This is a genomic window from Streptomyces sp. TG1A-60, assembly GCF_037201975.1.
Taxonomy (GTDB): domain Bacteria; phylum Actinomycetota; class Actinomycetes; order Streptomycetales; family Streptomycetaceae; genus Streptomyces.
Genome location: NZ_CP147520.1, coordinates 3,347,814 through 3,362,105 on the forward strand (window position 1 = coordinate 3,347,814; position 14,292 = coordinate 3,362,105).

Annotated in this window: 10 protein-coding genes and 2 pseudogenes; 5 read left to right on the plus strand and 7 right to left on the minus strand. The window is 69.6% G+C overall.

Features of this window, described 5'->3' with window-relative positions:
- Positions 1–4 precede the first annotated feature (4 nt).
- The 5 genes and pseudogenes from WBG99_RS14075 to hemL all read right to left on the minus strand — a co-directional run bounded on the left by WBG99_RS14075 (position 5) and on the right by hemL (position 4,981).
- Positions 5–766: a cytochrome c biogenesis protein CcdA gene (locus tag WBG99_RS14075; RefSeq protein WP_338900335.1), complete on the minus strand. Its 762-nt coding sequence runs from the start codon at positions 764–766 to the stop codon at positions 5–7.
- A gap of 34 nt (positions 767–800) precedes the next feature.
- Complete coding sequence (locus WBG99_RS14080; protein ID WP_338896650.1) at positions 801–1,403, minus strand: TlpA disulfide reductase family protein; 603 nt, start codon at positions 1,401–1,403, stop codon at positions 801–803.
- A gap of 88 nt (positions 1,404–1,491) precedes the next feature.
- Positions 1,492–2,769, minus strand: coding sequence for a hypothetical protein (locus tag WBG99_RS14085; RefSeq protein WP_338896651.1), 1,278 nt, complete (start codon positions 2,767–2,769; stop codon positions 1,492–1,494).
- A 222-nt stretch (positions 2,770–2,991) separates the two neighbouring features.
- On the minus strand, positions 2,992–3,666 hold the full coding sequence (locus WBG99_RS14090; protein WP_338896652.1) for a histidine phosphatase family protein: 675 nt from the start codon (positions 3,664–3,666) through the stop codon (positions 2,992–2,994).
- Positions 3,663–4,981, minus strand: a pseudogene (gene hemL, locus WBG99_RS14095) (glutamate-1-semialdehyde 2,1-aminomutase). Before hemL ends, WBG99_RS14090 begins: the two are co-directional and overlap by 4 nt.
- An 856-nt stretch (positions 4,982–5,837) precedes the next feature.
- On the opposite strand from hemL, the gene WBG99_RS14100 reads away from it, so the two are divergent.
- A complete protein-coding gene (locus WBG99_RS14100; protein WP_338900337.1) occupies positions 5,838–6,317 on the plus strand; it encodes a hypothetical protein in 480 nt (159 codons plus the stop codon).
- A gap of 67 nt (positions 6,318–6,384) precedes the next feature.
- Here WBG99_RS14100 and WBG99_RS14105 read toward each other — a convergent pair whose 3' ends face one another.
- Both WBG99_RS14105 and WBG99_RS14110 read right to left on the minus strand, forming a co-directional pair.
- Positions 6,385–7,716 carry a tyrosine-type recombinase/integrase gene (locus WBG99_RS14105; protein WP_338900338.1) on the minus strand — a complete coding sequence of 444 codons (1,332 nt, stop codon included), beginning with the start codon at positions 7,714–7,716 and terminating at the stop codon, positions 6,385–6,387.
- Between the two features lie 174 nt (positions 7,717–7,890).
- A complete protein-coding gene (locus tag WBG99_RS14110; RefSeq protein WP_338895116.1) occupies positions 7,891–9,120 on the minus strand; it encodes an ISAs1 family transposase in 1,230 nt (409 codons plus the stop codon).
- 635 nt (positions 9,121–9,755) lie between these two features.
- Between WBG99_RS14110 and WBG99_RS14115 the strand changes: the two genes are divergently transcribed.
- From WBG99_RS14115 to WBG99_RS14130, 4 genes and pseudogenes are all read left to right on the plus strand, one after another.
- Positions 9,756–9,989: a helix-turn-helix domain-containing protein gene (locus WBG99_RS14115; protein ID WP_319134823.1), complete on the plus strand. Its 234-nt coding sequence runs from the start codon at positions 9,756–9,758 to the stop codon at positions 9,987–9,989.
- Between the two features lie 553 nt (positions 9,990–10,542).
- A complete protein-coding gene (locus tag WBG99_RS14120) occupies positions 10,543–11,850 on the plus strand; it encodes a DUF3631 domain-containing protein (RefSeq protein WP_338896653.1) in 1,308 nt (435 codons plus the stop codon).
- Between the two features lie 389 nt (positions 11,851–12,239).
- A complete protein-coding gene (locus WBG99_RS14125) occupies positions 12,240–12,641 on the plus strand; it encodes a MobC family plasmid mobilization relaxosome protein (protein ID WP_338896654.1) in 402 nt (133 codons plus the stop codon).
- A 4-nt stretch (positions 12,642–12,645) separates the two neighbouring features.
- Positions 12,646–14,196, plus strand: a pseudogene (locus WBG99_RS14130) (mobilization protein); the annotation flags it as partial.
- Positions 14,197–14,292: the final 96 nt, after the last annotated feature.

Here is a 14,292-nt window from a genome sequence, read left to right on the forward strand (position 1 = left end):
TGGCTCAGATCCCAGGGGTGAAGCCGGTGGACCAGACCTGCATCTCCTGAATGATGCGGTCCCAGGCGCCGGTCAGCATCAGCAGTCCGATCGTGATCATCATGCCGCCGCCGACGCGCAGCACCCACGCGTAGTGCCGCTTGACCCAGGCGAAGGCGCCGAGCGCCTTGCGGAAGGCCACCGCGGCGAGCACGAAGGGCAGGCCCAGCCCCAGACAGTACGCCACCATCAGCAGGGCCCCGCGCCCGGCGCTGGCCTGGTCGAGAGCGAGGAAGTTGACCGTGGCGAGGGTCGGGCCGATGCAGGGCACCCAGCCGATGCCGAAGAGCGCGCCGAGTATCGGGGCACCCACGAGACCGGTGGCCGGCCTGGTGTGGAAGCGGTACTCCCGCTGGGTCAGCCAGGGCATCAGCCCCATGAAGAAGAGGCCCATGACGATCATGAGCACGCCGAGCACCTTGGTGAGTACGTCCTGGTGCTCCAGCAGGGTCCGGCCGAAGTACCCGAAGAGCGCGCCGCTGGAGACGAACACCACGGTGAACCCGAGCACGAACAGTCCGGCCCCGGCCGCCATCCGCCCCTTGCGGGCGTCGGCCAGGTCGGTGCCGCCGACTCCGGTGACGTACGACAGGTAGCCGGGCACGAGCGGCAGTACGCAGGGCGAGAAGAAGGAGACGAGTCCGCCGAGGACGGCGATCGGCAGGGCGAGCAGCAAAGCCCCGCCGGTGAGGGTCGACGTGACGTCGGCGGCGGTCGTGGTCAGCACGGTGGTCGTGGTCGGCGCGGACGTCCCGGGCACGTCACTTCTCCGCGAGGATCGGCTTGAGCATCTTGCGCAGCTTCTCCTCGCTGAGCGCCTGCTGGGTGCGCGCCGCGAGCTTCCCGTCCCGGTCGATGACGAGCGTGGAGGGGATCAGCTGCGGGTTGAGCGAGCCCTTCTCGAAGCGCAGCAGCAGCTTGCCGGTGGGGTCGTACAGGCTCGGGTAGTCGACCTTGAACTGCTTCTCGAAGGCGACCGCCGGCCGGGTGCTGGTGTCCCGCGTGTTGATGCCGACGAACTGCACGCCCTGGTCGGCGAGATCCGCGGACACCTTCACCAGGTTGGGCGCCTCGGCGCGGCACGGCGCGCACCAGGAGCCCCACACGTTCAGCACGATGATCTTGCCTCTGTAGGCGGACGACACATCGAGCCGGTCGCCGTCGATGGTCTTCCCGGAGAGGTCGGGAGCGTCGTCCCGCTCGCCCTTCTCCACCGTCGCGATCCCGTCGGTGCCGGTGATGAACCCGGTCCCACCGCCGCCGCCCTCGATGCCCCCGCCCGAGCAGGCGGAGAGCGCCAGCACCAGGGCCGTGGCCCCGGCGGAGAGCAAAGCGGCACGACTGCGGCTCGTACGGACACTCATGTGAAAAGTTTCGCATGCCCGTTTCGTGGTCTTGCGGCGGGGTCCGGAGCGGTCGCGCGGCACCCCGGAGAGCGGGCATACGGCGAGGTCAGACAGCCGAACCGACCTTCAGGAACTCCTTCCAGCCGGCCGGCGGACGCTGCCCGACCCCGAGGGCCTGGAGCTGGGCGAGGACCTCCGGCGGCTGGACGTCCATCCAGTCCACGAACTGGCGGAAGGAGACGATCCGTATGTCCCCGTCCGTGGCCTTCTCCCTGGCCCGTGCGATGTGCTTCAGGGACTCCTCGACGGCGTCCATGTAGACCCCGCCGTTCCACTCCTCGAAGTGGTTGCCTATGAACAGCGGTGCCCGGTTCGTCTCGTACGCGCGCTGGAACCCGGCCACGTACGCGCCGGTCGCCTGGGTGCGGTAGGCCGGGTGGTTGGCGGGCGGGGCCTGGGTGGAGTTCTGGGACTGGTTGTACATGATGTTGTAGTCCATCGAGAGCACCTCGAAACCGCGCCCCGGGAAGGGTATGGACTGCAACGGCAGATCCCACACGCCCTGCTTCCTGCGGGGCCAGACCTGGAGGCCGCCGGGCGAGGAGGAGTCGTAGCGCCAGCCGAGCTCGCGCGCGGTGGGCAGCAGGTTCTCCTGCCCCAGCAGACACGGTGTCCGGCCGCCGATCAGCTCCATCTCGTAGTCGAAGGGCAGCGGTTCGACGTCGGTCCAGCCGCTGTTGGTCCTCCACTCCTTGACGAACGCCTTCGCCTGGTCGATCTCGCTGCGCCACTGCTTCGGTGTCCACCTGCCGACCGAGCCGAAGCCGTCGCCGCAGAAGTGGCCGTTGAAGTGGGTGCCTATCTCGTGGCCGTCGAGCCAGGCCGTCCGCAGGTGGCCCAGCGTCGACTTGATGTGCTCGTCGGTCAGATAGCCGATGTCGGAGGCGCCGGGCGCGTTGTTCGGCGGGAGGTACTTGCGCTTCTTCGACTCGGGGAGGACATAGATCCCGGAGAGGAAGAACGTCATGTGGGCGCCGTGGTCCCGCCCCGCCTTCAGGAACCGCTCGAAGAGGCCGTTCCCGACGTCCCCGGCACCGTCCCAGGAGAAGACCACGAACTGCGGGGGCTTCTCCCCCGCCGCCAGCGGCCTCGGCTTGTCCGGCTGGTTCGGCTGCCTGCCCGTGTCGGCGGTCGACCCGTCCCCGAGCGGCTTCACCGGGTTCTCCGGCTTCCCCTTCCCCTTCCCGGGGTTCTTGCCGCCGTCCCCGGATGCGCCGCCCTCGCCGGGCCCGCTCCCGAGCCCCGTACCGCACCCGGCCAGCCCCAGCGTGGTGGCGGCGCCGACACCGAGCCCGAGCATCCCTCTCCGCGATATTTCACCCATTGCGTCCCCTTTGCTTGTTTCACGTCCCTGTTCAGCGCGAAGCACACCCTTTAAGAGGGTCTGGGGAGCTCAGGGGTTCCGCTCATCTAGCACATGTTCAAGCCACTTTGGCTTAATACGCTCGGCGCGTCACACAAGATACGGGGCCGCACGCCTGTGAAGACAGACCTACGGCCCCGTGGGTTCCGGTTGATCTCTGACCAGGCGCGGGTCCGCCTGGGCCTACGCTCCGAACGCCTTGCTCCGGCCCTTGACCGGCTTGGCCCCGGCCAGGAGATGCGCCGGCACCAGGTCCCGCGCCGGCTCGCTGTAGCCCACCGACACGATCCTGTCGCCCTGGTACGTGAACGTGGTCAGGGAGGCCAGCGTGCACTGCCTCCGGCGCGGATCGTGCCACAGCCGCCGCCGCTCGACGTACGACCGCGCGATCCAGATCGGCAGCTGATGGCTGACCAGCACGGCCTCATGCCCCCGCGCCGCGTCCTTCGCGGCGTCCAGCGCGCCCATCATCCGCACGACCTGGTCGACGTACGGCTCCCCCCACGACGGCCTGAAGGGGTTCACCAGGTGCTTCCAGTTCTCGGGCCGCTTCAGCGCGCCGTCACCGACACCGAAGGTCTTGCCCTGGAAGACGTTGCCCGCCTCGATGAGCCGCGCGTCGGTCGCGAGGTCGAGACCGTGCGTCTTGGCGATCGGCGTGGCCGTCTCCTGCGCCCGCTCCAGCGGCGAGGCGACGACATGCGTGATGTCCCGGGGCGCCAGATGCTCGGCGACCCGGTCGGCCATGCGCCGCCCGAGGTCGGAGAGGTGGTAGCCGGTGAGGCGCCCGTACAGGATCCCGTCCGGGTTGGCGACCTCGCCGTGCCGCATCAGGTGGACGACGGTGATGTCACTCATGACTCTCTGGCCTCCGCTGCTGCCCGTGCCGCCGCCGGGAGAGCGTCGGCGATCCGCTGAACCGCCCGCTCGTCGTGCGCGGTCGACACGAACCACGACTCGAACGACGACGGCGGCAGATAAACACCCTGCGACAGCATCGAGTGGAAGAAGGCGTTGAAGCGGTACGACTCCTGCGCCTTGGCCTCCTCGTAGTTCCGCACGGGCGTGTCCGTGAAGAACACGGAGAACATGTTGGAGGCGCTCTGCAGCGTGTGCGCGACGCCTTCCTTGGTGAGCGCGTCCGTGACGAGCCCCTGGATCCGGAGGGACACGGCGGCGACGACGTCGTACGCCGCGTGGTCCAGCAGCCGCAGCTGCGCCAGCCCGGCGGCGGTCGCGACCGGGTTCCCCGACAGCGTGCCGGCCTGGTACACGGGCCCGGCGGGCGCGAGGTACGCCATCACGTCGGCGCGCCCCCGAAGGCGGCGGCGGGGAAGCCGCCGCCCATGACCTTGCCGAAGGTCATGAGATCCGGGACGACCCCGTCGATCCCGAACCAACCGGCCCTGCTGGTCCGGAACCCCGTCATCACCTCGTCGGAGACGAACAGCGCGCCGTTCTCGGCGCAGACGTCCTTGAGGCCCTGGTTGAAGCCCGGCAGCGGCGGTACGACGCCCATGTTGCCCGGGGATGCCTCGGTGATGACGCAGGCGATCTCGCCGGGGTGGGCGGCGAAGGCGGCGCGTACGGCGTCGAGGTCGTTGTAGGGCAGCACGATGGTGTCGCCGGCCTGGGCGCCGGTGACGCCGGGGGTGTCGGGCAGGGCGAAGGTGGCGACTCCCGACCCGGCGGCGGCGAGCAGCGAGTCGACGTGCCCGTGGTAACACCCGGCGAACTTCACCACCTTGGTGCGGCCGGTGAAGCCGCGGGCGAGCCGGATCGCGGACATGGTGGCCTCGGTCCCGCTGGACACGAGCCGCACCTGCTCCAGGGGCCCGACCCGGTCCACCATCTCCTCGGCGAGCGCGACCTCGCCCTCACCGGGGGTACCGAACGAGGTACCTCGCGACACGGCCTCCTGGACGGCGGCGATGACCTCGGGCCGGGAGTGCCCGAGGATCATGGGCCCCCAGGAGCACACAAGATCGACATACTCGCGACCGTCGGCGTCGGTCAGATAAGGACCGGTACCGGACACCATGAACCGGGGCGTACCACCCACGGCGCGGAAGGCGCGCACGGGAGAGTTCACGCCGCCGGGCGTGACGGCCGCCGCGCGCTCGAAAAGAGTCTGCGAAACTGGGGCTTCGTACTGATAGCTCACACAGGCCATGGTGTCAGAGGCTCCGAAGATCCTGCCGACTGGTGTTTCGACGCACGTTTCGGCGGGCGGTCGCGGGGGAGGTCACTGACACGATCATCGGGTTGCGCGGCGGGGGCCACGCGTCCCAGAAATGCGTTCGGGTGGAGATATGCATCGCGGTGGCGGACTGGGCGACGGGACCGGTGACCTCGGTCCTCGTCGTGCCCGGCGGGGCAGGCACCGGCGCGAAGCGGAGGAGACGGCGGAGACACGACAGGACCGGAGCGCACCGGGCGAGCTGAGCGGACCGGCGGGACCGGGACCGCAGGGTGCCGTACCGCCGCCGCCGGGTCCACCGGCACCACCCGTGCCACCGGTTCCGCCGGTTCCGCCGGTCCCCCCGCCACCGTTGGGGTCGCCGGGGTCACAGCCCCCGTACGTCCCGGAGGGCCGGCCGGGCGTGTACGGTCCGCACAGTGCACACAGCACGCACGGGCCGCAGGAGGACGAGCAGCAGGAGGGCTCGTCCCGCTCGCGCCGCCGGCGCCGCGCGCAGGCCGATACCGACCGGACGCAGGCCGGTTCCGACCGGGCCGAGGGCGGTTCCGACCGGGTCCAGCCCAACAGTCCGGACCGGATCCAGAGCGGCGGACCTGAGCGGATCGGGCGGCGCAGCCGTATGGACGGTATGGACCGTATGGATCGCGCCGATCATGTGGATCGTGTCAATCGTGTGGACGGAATGGATCAGACGGACCGGATGGACCGGCCTGACCCGGTGGATCGCAGGACTCGCGCGGAACGCAGGAGCCGCGCGGACCGCAAGGACCGTACGGACCGCGTCGAGAGTGCGGACCGCGCGGACCAGGTGGACGGCCTGGGCCACATGGTCAACCGGCTCCGGGCGGGGAGCAGGAGTGGTGGTCGGGTGGGGGTGACGTACAAGTACTTCGGCGCGCCCGACGGCGCGACCGCGGCCCGCGTCCCGATCTCCATGCGCCCCGAGGAACTCGGCGGCGACGAGCTCGGCATGAACGGCATGTTCACCAAGATCAAGCCGGAGACGATGGCCGCGATGGTGCTGACCGGCATCGAAGGTGTCCCCCTCCACAAGGTTCCCCCGCTCGAACTGGTCGTCCTCCACCCCGACTACGCGGTCGTCAAGCTCCCCATGACCGTCGTCGACCCCCTGCGCGGCATCGGCGAGGAGGCGGTCGGCGCCGCGGCCTTCATCTGGTCGACGGTCCCCGACCGCGGCGGCCCCCGCGACGCCTTCAACGTCTACCAACTGCTGCACGAGTGGCAGGACTTCAGCCATCGGCTGCACGAGGCGGGGCATCAGCCTTACTGCCTTGTTTGGCCGTGACCTGGGGCTTCTTGCGGATCGGGCGGGGTCTTCGGGCCTCGCCCTTTTTGGTGCCGGAGGGGGGCCGTCAGGCGGCCAGGGCACATTGAGGGCACATTGGTTTCGCTGGGGGCGCTGGTGTGCCCTGGGCAGCGGGCGGCTCGCCGTCGTCCTCCGCCTCGTCTTCCGTGAAGGCGTCGTCGATGGCCTTGCGGGTACGGGTCTCACTGGACGGCAGCAGGTGCGTGTACGTCCGCAGCGTGAAGCCCGGGTCCGAGTGGCCGAGGTATTCGGAGAGCGCCTTGATGCTCTCCCCTGCATCCAGGAGCACGGAGGCGTAGGCGTGACGTAGAGCGTGCATGCCGTCTTCCGGGGCCGCTTGGAGGTAGCGCGCGCCGCGCTCGCGGGGAGGGATCACGCCGGCGGCGGCCAGGGCGCGCTTCCAGTCGCCCATGTTGAAGACGCTCCGGTTGTACGCCCGCTTCTTCGCGTCGACGAAGAGGAGGCGGAAGGTCTTCGGCTCGCCGTCCGGTTTGGCCCAGGGCAGGGTGACGGCGGTCGGCGGGAACTCCTTCATGTGAGCCTTGATGGCTGCGGCGAGCTGGGCCGACAGGGGCACTGACCGGATCTTGTTGCCCTTGGGCAGGGCGAAGACGGGCTTCGTACCGACGAGCCGTACCTGACGGTTGACGTGTATCCAGCCGCCCTTGAAGTCGATGTCCTCGACGGCGAAGCCGAACACCTCGCCCTGGCGAAGGCCGCAGCCGAAGGCGAGCTTGCCGCCAGCCTGGAAGCGCTTCGGGAGTCCGGCTATCACGGCGGGTACGCGCTCCAGCGGCCAAGGGATGATCCTCTTCTTGGTCGCGGTCGGCAGCTTGACCGACTTCGCCTTGCAGGGGTTCTTCGGCAGCAGCCCGTCCTCCACGGCCATGCCGAGGATGCTGGAGAGGATGTCGAAGATGCCCTCGATCGTCGACACTTCCAGTTCGGCGTCCTGCAGCGTGCGAATCCAACCCTGAATGATCGAGGGCTGGTTGAGGGACCGCAGCTCGCGTCGGCCGAGGTGCTCGACGATGTGGTTGCGGACCGTCGCCTCGTAGCGGAGCGCGGTAGTCGGGCCGACGGAGTTCGCGTCGAGCCACTTCTGCGCGTAGGCGCCGAGCGTCTGCTTCGTCTCGGCCGGGACGACGTAGGAGCCGCGCCGGATCTCGACGTCGACCTCGGCGGCGCGGTTGTCCGCCTCGGCCTTCGTGTTGAAGTTCTCCTTGCGCTGATGGCCATCAAGGTCGCGGTAACGGACCTGCCAGCGCTTGCCGATGCCGTGGTCGGCGGTGGGGACCATCCGCTTCGTACGGCTCTTGTGTTCGCCGCACTCGGCCTCGGCGGGCTTGGGGTGGGACTTGTGCCAGCGGTCGTACACGTCAGCCAAGAAGGGCCTCCTGGAAGGGGGTGAGGGGCTGGGCGGGGGCGTGGGACACGGGGGCGTGCGTCGGCCACGGGAGCAGCAGGGCTGCGGGAGGGGTCGCGAGCTGGGGCAGGCTGCGCACGAGGCGTAGGTGCTCGATGGTGCGGGCGGTGTGGAGGCAGGGCGGCTTCAAGTTCCCGGTAGGAGCGGGCTGTCGGTGATGCCCCAGATCCAGATGGCGTGTTCGGGTGCGTCCCGGATCGCTCGGGTGGTCTTGGCGATGTTGTCCGCTCCCAGCAGCCGCAGCCTGCCGATGGCCAGGTTCCGCAGAGCGGCCATCGCCCGCGGCGCGCTGCCGGTGTGGACGGTGGAGGCGTCCTCGGCGAACACCACATCTCTGACATGGTGGCTGGAATTTTCGATTCCCCAGTGGCCGCGCACGTATCCGCCCAGGTCAGCAGGGCTGGCCTGGTGGGTATCGAGGCTGGTGACGGCGTAGACCGTCTCCCGGGTCTGCCGCTTGCCGCTCTCCTGGCGGCGCCGGTGGATGCGCAGAGCCAGCCGTGCTTCCGGGAAGGCGATCCCGCCCAGGTTCGCCGCGATGGCCATGGTCTTGACCGAGCGGGACTCCCGCCGCCCGTGCCCGGTCCCCGAGACGGTGTGAGCTACGGGCACCTGCTCCCATGGCAGGGCCTTGAGCTGGGCAGACGCGGTCGGCTGGTTTCCCTTGATCACCGCGATGTAGTGGGCTTTCTTCTCCCGCACCAGCCAGCGCACCTGGTCCTTGACGCTGTGCAGGGCGTCGAAGGTGACCACGGTGCCGGTCAGGTCGAGTGGTTCCAGCAGCGGACGGAAGGCGGCCGTCTCGTTGGTCTTGGCACCCACTTCCCGCTGGGCCAGGGTGACGGTGGGGGCGTGAGTGACGGCGGACAGCAGGTGCCGGTGGCGCTGCTGCCGGTGCGCGGAGCCGGACAGTGCCTTGCCGTCCACCGCGATCGCCGGCCGTGGCGCAGAGCCGGTGCCGCGGCCGGCGTTCGCGGTGTGGTCGCGTTCGGCCAGGTAGGCGCCGATCGCGCTGTCCAGGGCATCGCCGTCGAGGGCGGCAAGGAGCCGGGTGAGGGTGGCATGGGACGGGGCACGGCGACGTCCGGGCAAGTGCCTGCGGATTCCGAGTCGTTCCAGCACCGTGGTGGTGGCACGCTGTCCCCACTCGGTGATCTCGGTGACGGTCCGGGCGCCGGAGACGACTGCGCAGGCGCAGATCAGCAGCAAGCCGACCAGGGGATACCACCGCCCGCGACGCGAACGCGGGTCGGGTACGCGCTGGAGGTGGGCACGCAGGCAGCCGGTGCCGTGCTGGTGCAGGGGGCCCAGTTTCGCCAGGGCGGCAGGGATCGGGGAGGATGGAGCGGCAGGCACGGGACCTCGATGTGATCAGCTGGCGTAGACACCCTGATGATCACCGGTCTCGTGCCTGTGCTGTTGCCACGTCAACTCCCACTGGCCGCGCACGATCTACGCGATCCCGGAACTTGCAACCGCCCTGGTGTGGAGGCCGGCGGGGCCTATTTCGACAGGTCGGGTGGGCATGACAGATAGCTGTAACTTGCAGCCGACCGTTATGGCAAGAGTTAGCTCTTAAACTCTCCAAAAGTCGTTCGGGGGCGAAGTGGTGTTCGTCTCGTCGAATTCCAGTACATCACGAGCCGTTTCAGCGGGGAGGTTGTGCTACCTTCCCTCCGCGTCAAAGAGGTGGGCGATTTGAGCACCTATCGGATGCGGTGTCCGGCGGGCTGGCCGCATCGCTCCTGACTACTGAACGCCGCCCCTGAGCTGCTGAGGTACCGGATTTCGACACCTCAGCCAGTTGCTTCGCCGCAGAAAATTTCGGCGTCCGTGGGAGCGATTTCGGCAACCGGCGATCCACCCTTACTGTTTTGGTCTTCCCCGGCGACGCCTAGGGAAGTAGCCGGGAGTTCCAGAATTCACTCTGGACGCTTCCCAGGTGGTGTGGCTGTGTCGCCATGCCTGTCATCCAAAACCCTGATCCCGATATGGAGACCTCATTGCCGAACCACTCCCCGCGCCTTGCCGGAGCCGAGCGTGACCAGCTCGCCACTCCCGCCGACGTGGCCGCGCACCTCGGGGTACCGGTGAAGACCCTCTACCAGTGGAAGTACCGGGGCATCGGTCCGAGCGTTCACAAGGTCGGCCGTCACCTGCGCTACCGCTGGCGGGAGGTGGACGCGTGGCTGGATGCGCAGACGTCGTACGACCTCACGGCCTGACCTCGCGTCTGGCGCGGACAACGAAGCGGCCCCCGGCGCGCCAACGCCGAGGGCCGAAGACTTCCCAACTGATCGCCCATCCCTGAACGCATGAGCTGGTGAGGGGCGGGACCTTGCCCGTCCTGCCTCTCACCGGAGAGGAACGCCTATGGAGGACTCTACGTCCCCCAGCTCCACGAACACCTCCCCGACCGGCTGGCCCACTCCCGCGGTCCCCGGCGAGGGCGTCCCCTGGCGCCGCAGGGATCAGGCGGAAACACGGTCCCCGGCGTCGGGGACCGTCGAGCACTCGGCGGATGTGGAAGCACGCGGGGACCGTCCCCAGCCGTCTGATGATGCCGCTGTTGGGGACCGTCCCCGCGAAGTGTCCGCTGTTCGGTCCCCGCACGTCCCGGTCCCCGTATCGACATCCGGCGTATCGACATCCGGCGCAAACCTACAGGTCAGCGGCGCCAAAATGGGGACCGGTCCCCAAGATGCTGCAGATGCACCGGTGGACGGTATGGGGGACCGTGATCACGGTCCCCGCCAGTCGCAGGGGACCGACAACCCCGTGGCGGTTACCGCCCAGCAGAAGGGGACCGGTCCCGTCGACGCACGGGGACCGGATCACGGGACCGGCTCCCGGCCTCCTCGGGGACCGGCAGACCCCGGGGAACAGGGTTCCGGTAGGGGCGCGGAACTGCTGGATGATCTGCGGGCGGCGATCGGCAAGTACGTCGTACTGCCCAGTGACGAGGCGCTGACAGCGGTCACGCTGTGGGTGGCGGCCACGCACATCCAGACCGTTCTGCAGCACGCGCCGCGTCTGGCGGTCGTCGGCCCGACGAAGGGCTGCGGCAAGTCCCGGGTTCTTGACGTGCTCCACGAGACCGTCCACCAGCCGATCATGACGGTGAACATGTCCACGGCGGTGCTCTTCCGCGTCATCGGCAAGAACCCGCGCACGATCCTCGTGGACGAGGCCGACACCATCTTCAGCAAGGCCGGCGAGAACGAGGAACTGCGCGGCCTGCTGAACGCCGGACACCAGCGAAACCGGCCCGCCTGGCGCATCTCCGGTCCGGAGCACAAGCCAACCCCGTATCCGACTTTCGCCATGGCCGCACTGGCCTCGATCGGCGACCTCCCCGACACGATCACGGACCGGGCGGTCGTGCTCCGCATGCAAAAGCGCAAGCCGAGCGAGAAGGTGACCCCGTTCCGCTCCCGCTACGCCACACCGGAGCTGAACGCACTGCGGGACAAGCTGGCCGCCTGGCTGGGCCCGCTACGCGGCACGGCCGCCCCTATGGCGCCGACCATGCCGGTGGAGGACCGGGCGGCGGACACCTGGGAACCGCTGGTCATCATCGCCGACCTGGCCGGCGGCCACTGGCCCGCCAGTGCCCGTGCAGCCTGTGTGGCGATGACCCGGTTCGAGGCCGTCCAGGACGAGCAGACCAACCTGAAGACGAGGCTGCTGCGCGACATCCACCGCGTCTTCGAGGCACATGGCAACCCCGAGGCCCTGTCCTCCCTGGATCTGGTCACCGCCCTGCTCCAGGACCCCGACGCCCCCTGGGCAGAGCACGGCACCAACGGGCTCAACGCCTACCACCTGGGCAGAATGCTGCGGGACTTCGACATCCGCCCGGCCAACTACCGCTTCGACAAGGGCAGGCAGGCTAAGGGGTACACCCGTAACCGGTTCCTCGACAGCTGGGCCCGGCACTGCCCCGAGCTCACCGAGACGGCGCCCGCCCCCACGCACGACGCCACAACCGCGCGCCAGGTTCAGGGCAAGCCGCCCGCCGCCCCGGCGGGTCAGCTGCCCATCGGCCCACCCGGCGGACCCGCCGGCCCCAAACGCGCCCGCTAACCCGCCTCCCGCTGGGTCCGTATCACTGCGTCGCATCCGTCCCCGCGCAGGTCAGCGCGGGGACGGATGTCCTCACCGGGACGGACTTCTCCGTACCTGCCCGAGTGTCCGTACCTACCCTGACCAGGCATGGGACGGATGCGACGCCCGTGACACACCTTCCGCCCCCTCACTACCGGAGCACTCCGATGCACGAACAGCACCACGAACACCCCATGCCCCAGGAACAGATGGCCACCACCCCCGTCACACGCACAGCAAGTTGTCGGGTAAGGAGTCCTTACCCGACCCCCGCCCCAGAGGAGGCGGAGGCATCCGGCGCAGGGGCACAGGGGTCGACCGGCCCGGGGGAGCCGACCGGGACTGGGGGCAGCGAGCCGTCGTCAAGCGTGCCGCAGCAGCCGGCGCCGCGTCGCCGTCTGCGTGACAAGCAGCTGCGCGAGCACCGCGTCCACCCCCGCTACAACGACGACGAATTCGCCCTCGTCCAGAACGCCGCCGCCCTGAGCCGCATGAAGCCCGGCGGCTACGTCGCCGAGTGCGCGCTCGCCGCCGCCCGCGCCGACGACCCCACCGCAGCCGTCGCCGACTACCGCGCCATGGTCAAGGCGCTGTTGGCCGCCAACCGGCAGCTCGGCGGTATCGGCAACAACCTCAACCAGCTCACATGGCACCTCAACAGGGACGGCTCCTGGCCCCACCCCGACACCGTCCAACGGCTCCTGGAGCGCGTCGAGGCATCCATCGCCGAGGTGGACACCGCCGTTGCCCAGATCACCGAGGGGCGGTGAGCCATTGATACCGAAGATCATCCTCGGCAAGGGGCCCCACGCCACACGCCGCACGATCGGCTACCTCTTCGGCAAAGGCCGGGCCAGCGAACACATCGACCCGCACCTGGTGGCCTCCTGGAACGACTTCGCCCCCGACCCTGGCCGCAGCCCCCACCGCGACCCCAAGGACGTGGAGGCCCAGCTCGCCGCACAACTCGACCAGCCCGTGAAGATGCTCGGCGACAAAGCACCCAAGCACACCGTGTGGCACTGCCCCGTCCGTGCCGCCCCCGAAGACCCGATCCTCACCGACACCCAGTGGGGGGATATCGCCCGCCGGATCGTGGCCGCCGCCGGCATCGCCCCCGAAGGCGACGAGGAAGCCTGCCGCTGGGTGGCCGTCCGCCACGCCGACGACCACATCCACATCGCCGCCACCCTCGTACGCCAGGATGGTCGCCGCCCCCAGCGCGACTTTGACCAGCGGGCCGTCCAGCGCGAAGCCCGCCAGATCGAAGTCGACTACGGACTGAGGCGACTGAGGCCGGGCGACGGCACCGCCGCCAAACGCCCCACCAGCAAGGAGCACTTCAAGGCCAAACGCCTGGGCCAGGAAGCGGCCACCCGCGAGATCCTGCGCCTGCGCGTCCGCCGCGCCGTCGCCGCCGCGGCCGACGAGGCCCAGCTCTTCGCCCTGTTGGAGGCCACCGGCGTGACCGTGCGCCTCAAGCACGGCCCGTCCGGCGACGCCCTCGGCTGCAACTTCGCCCTGTCCGGCGACACCAACGACAAGGGCGAGCCGGTCTTCTACTCCGGCTCCACCCTCGCCCCCGACCTCTCCCTCCCCAACATCCGCCAACGCCTCGTTACCACCAGCCCCGAACCTGTCACCGTCCGCCCGGGCAACCTGTGGCACCAGGCCACCGCCGCCACCGAACGCATCCCCTACCACCTCACCCACAGCGACGACCCCACGGCTCAAGGACAGCTGGTCGCGCTCGGCGCCGCACTGGACCTCCTGCCGGCCACCGGACCGGCGGTGCTCAAGGCCGAACTCGAACAGGCCGCGGCCGCCTTCGAGCGCGCCACCCGCTCCCGCATCGCCGCCGACCTCGACAGCACACGCGTCCTGCGGCGCAGCGTCCAGGCGATCTGGCGCGACCGCCCCCAGGACAGGGACGGGGCCGGATTCGCGATGCTTCTGGATGCCGCACTCACCGCGGTGGCGTTCGCGATTCACTGGCACCGCATCCGTCAGCACGCACAGCAGGAGGCGGCAGCCGAGCAGGCCCTCCTCCACTTGCAGGTGGCGTACGCGCAGGTCGCCGAGCCGGTCCTGGTCGGCCTCGCCAGCCGGACGCCCAGCCCGCAGACCAAACGCCGCTTCGCCCACCACCTCCAGCAGGCGGTACCGGAACACTCCGAGCGCATCCTGGCCGACTCCGCCTGGGAAGCACTCGCCACCGTGCTCGCCGAGGCCGAAGCAGCAGGACACAACTCAGCCACCGTCCTCGACCAGGCGCTCGGACAGCGCACCCTGGATGACGCCCACAGCCCCGCCCGCGCACTGACCTGACGCATCCGCCGCCTCGGCGAACGCCATCCGCCCAGTCCACGAGCCGAGGCAGCCCGTACTCCGCCCGTCCAGCCTGCGGCAGCGGCTCCTCCC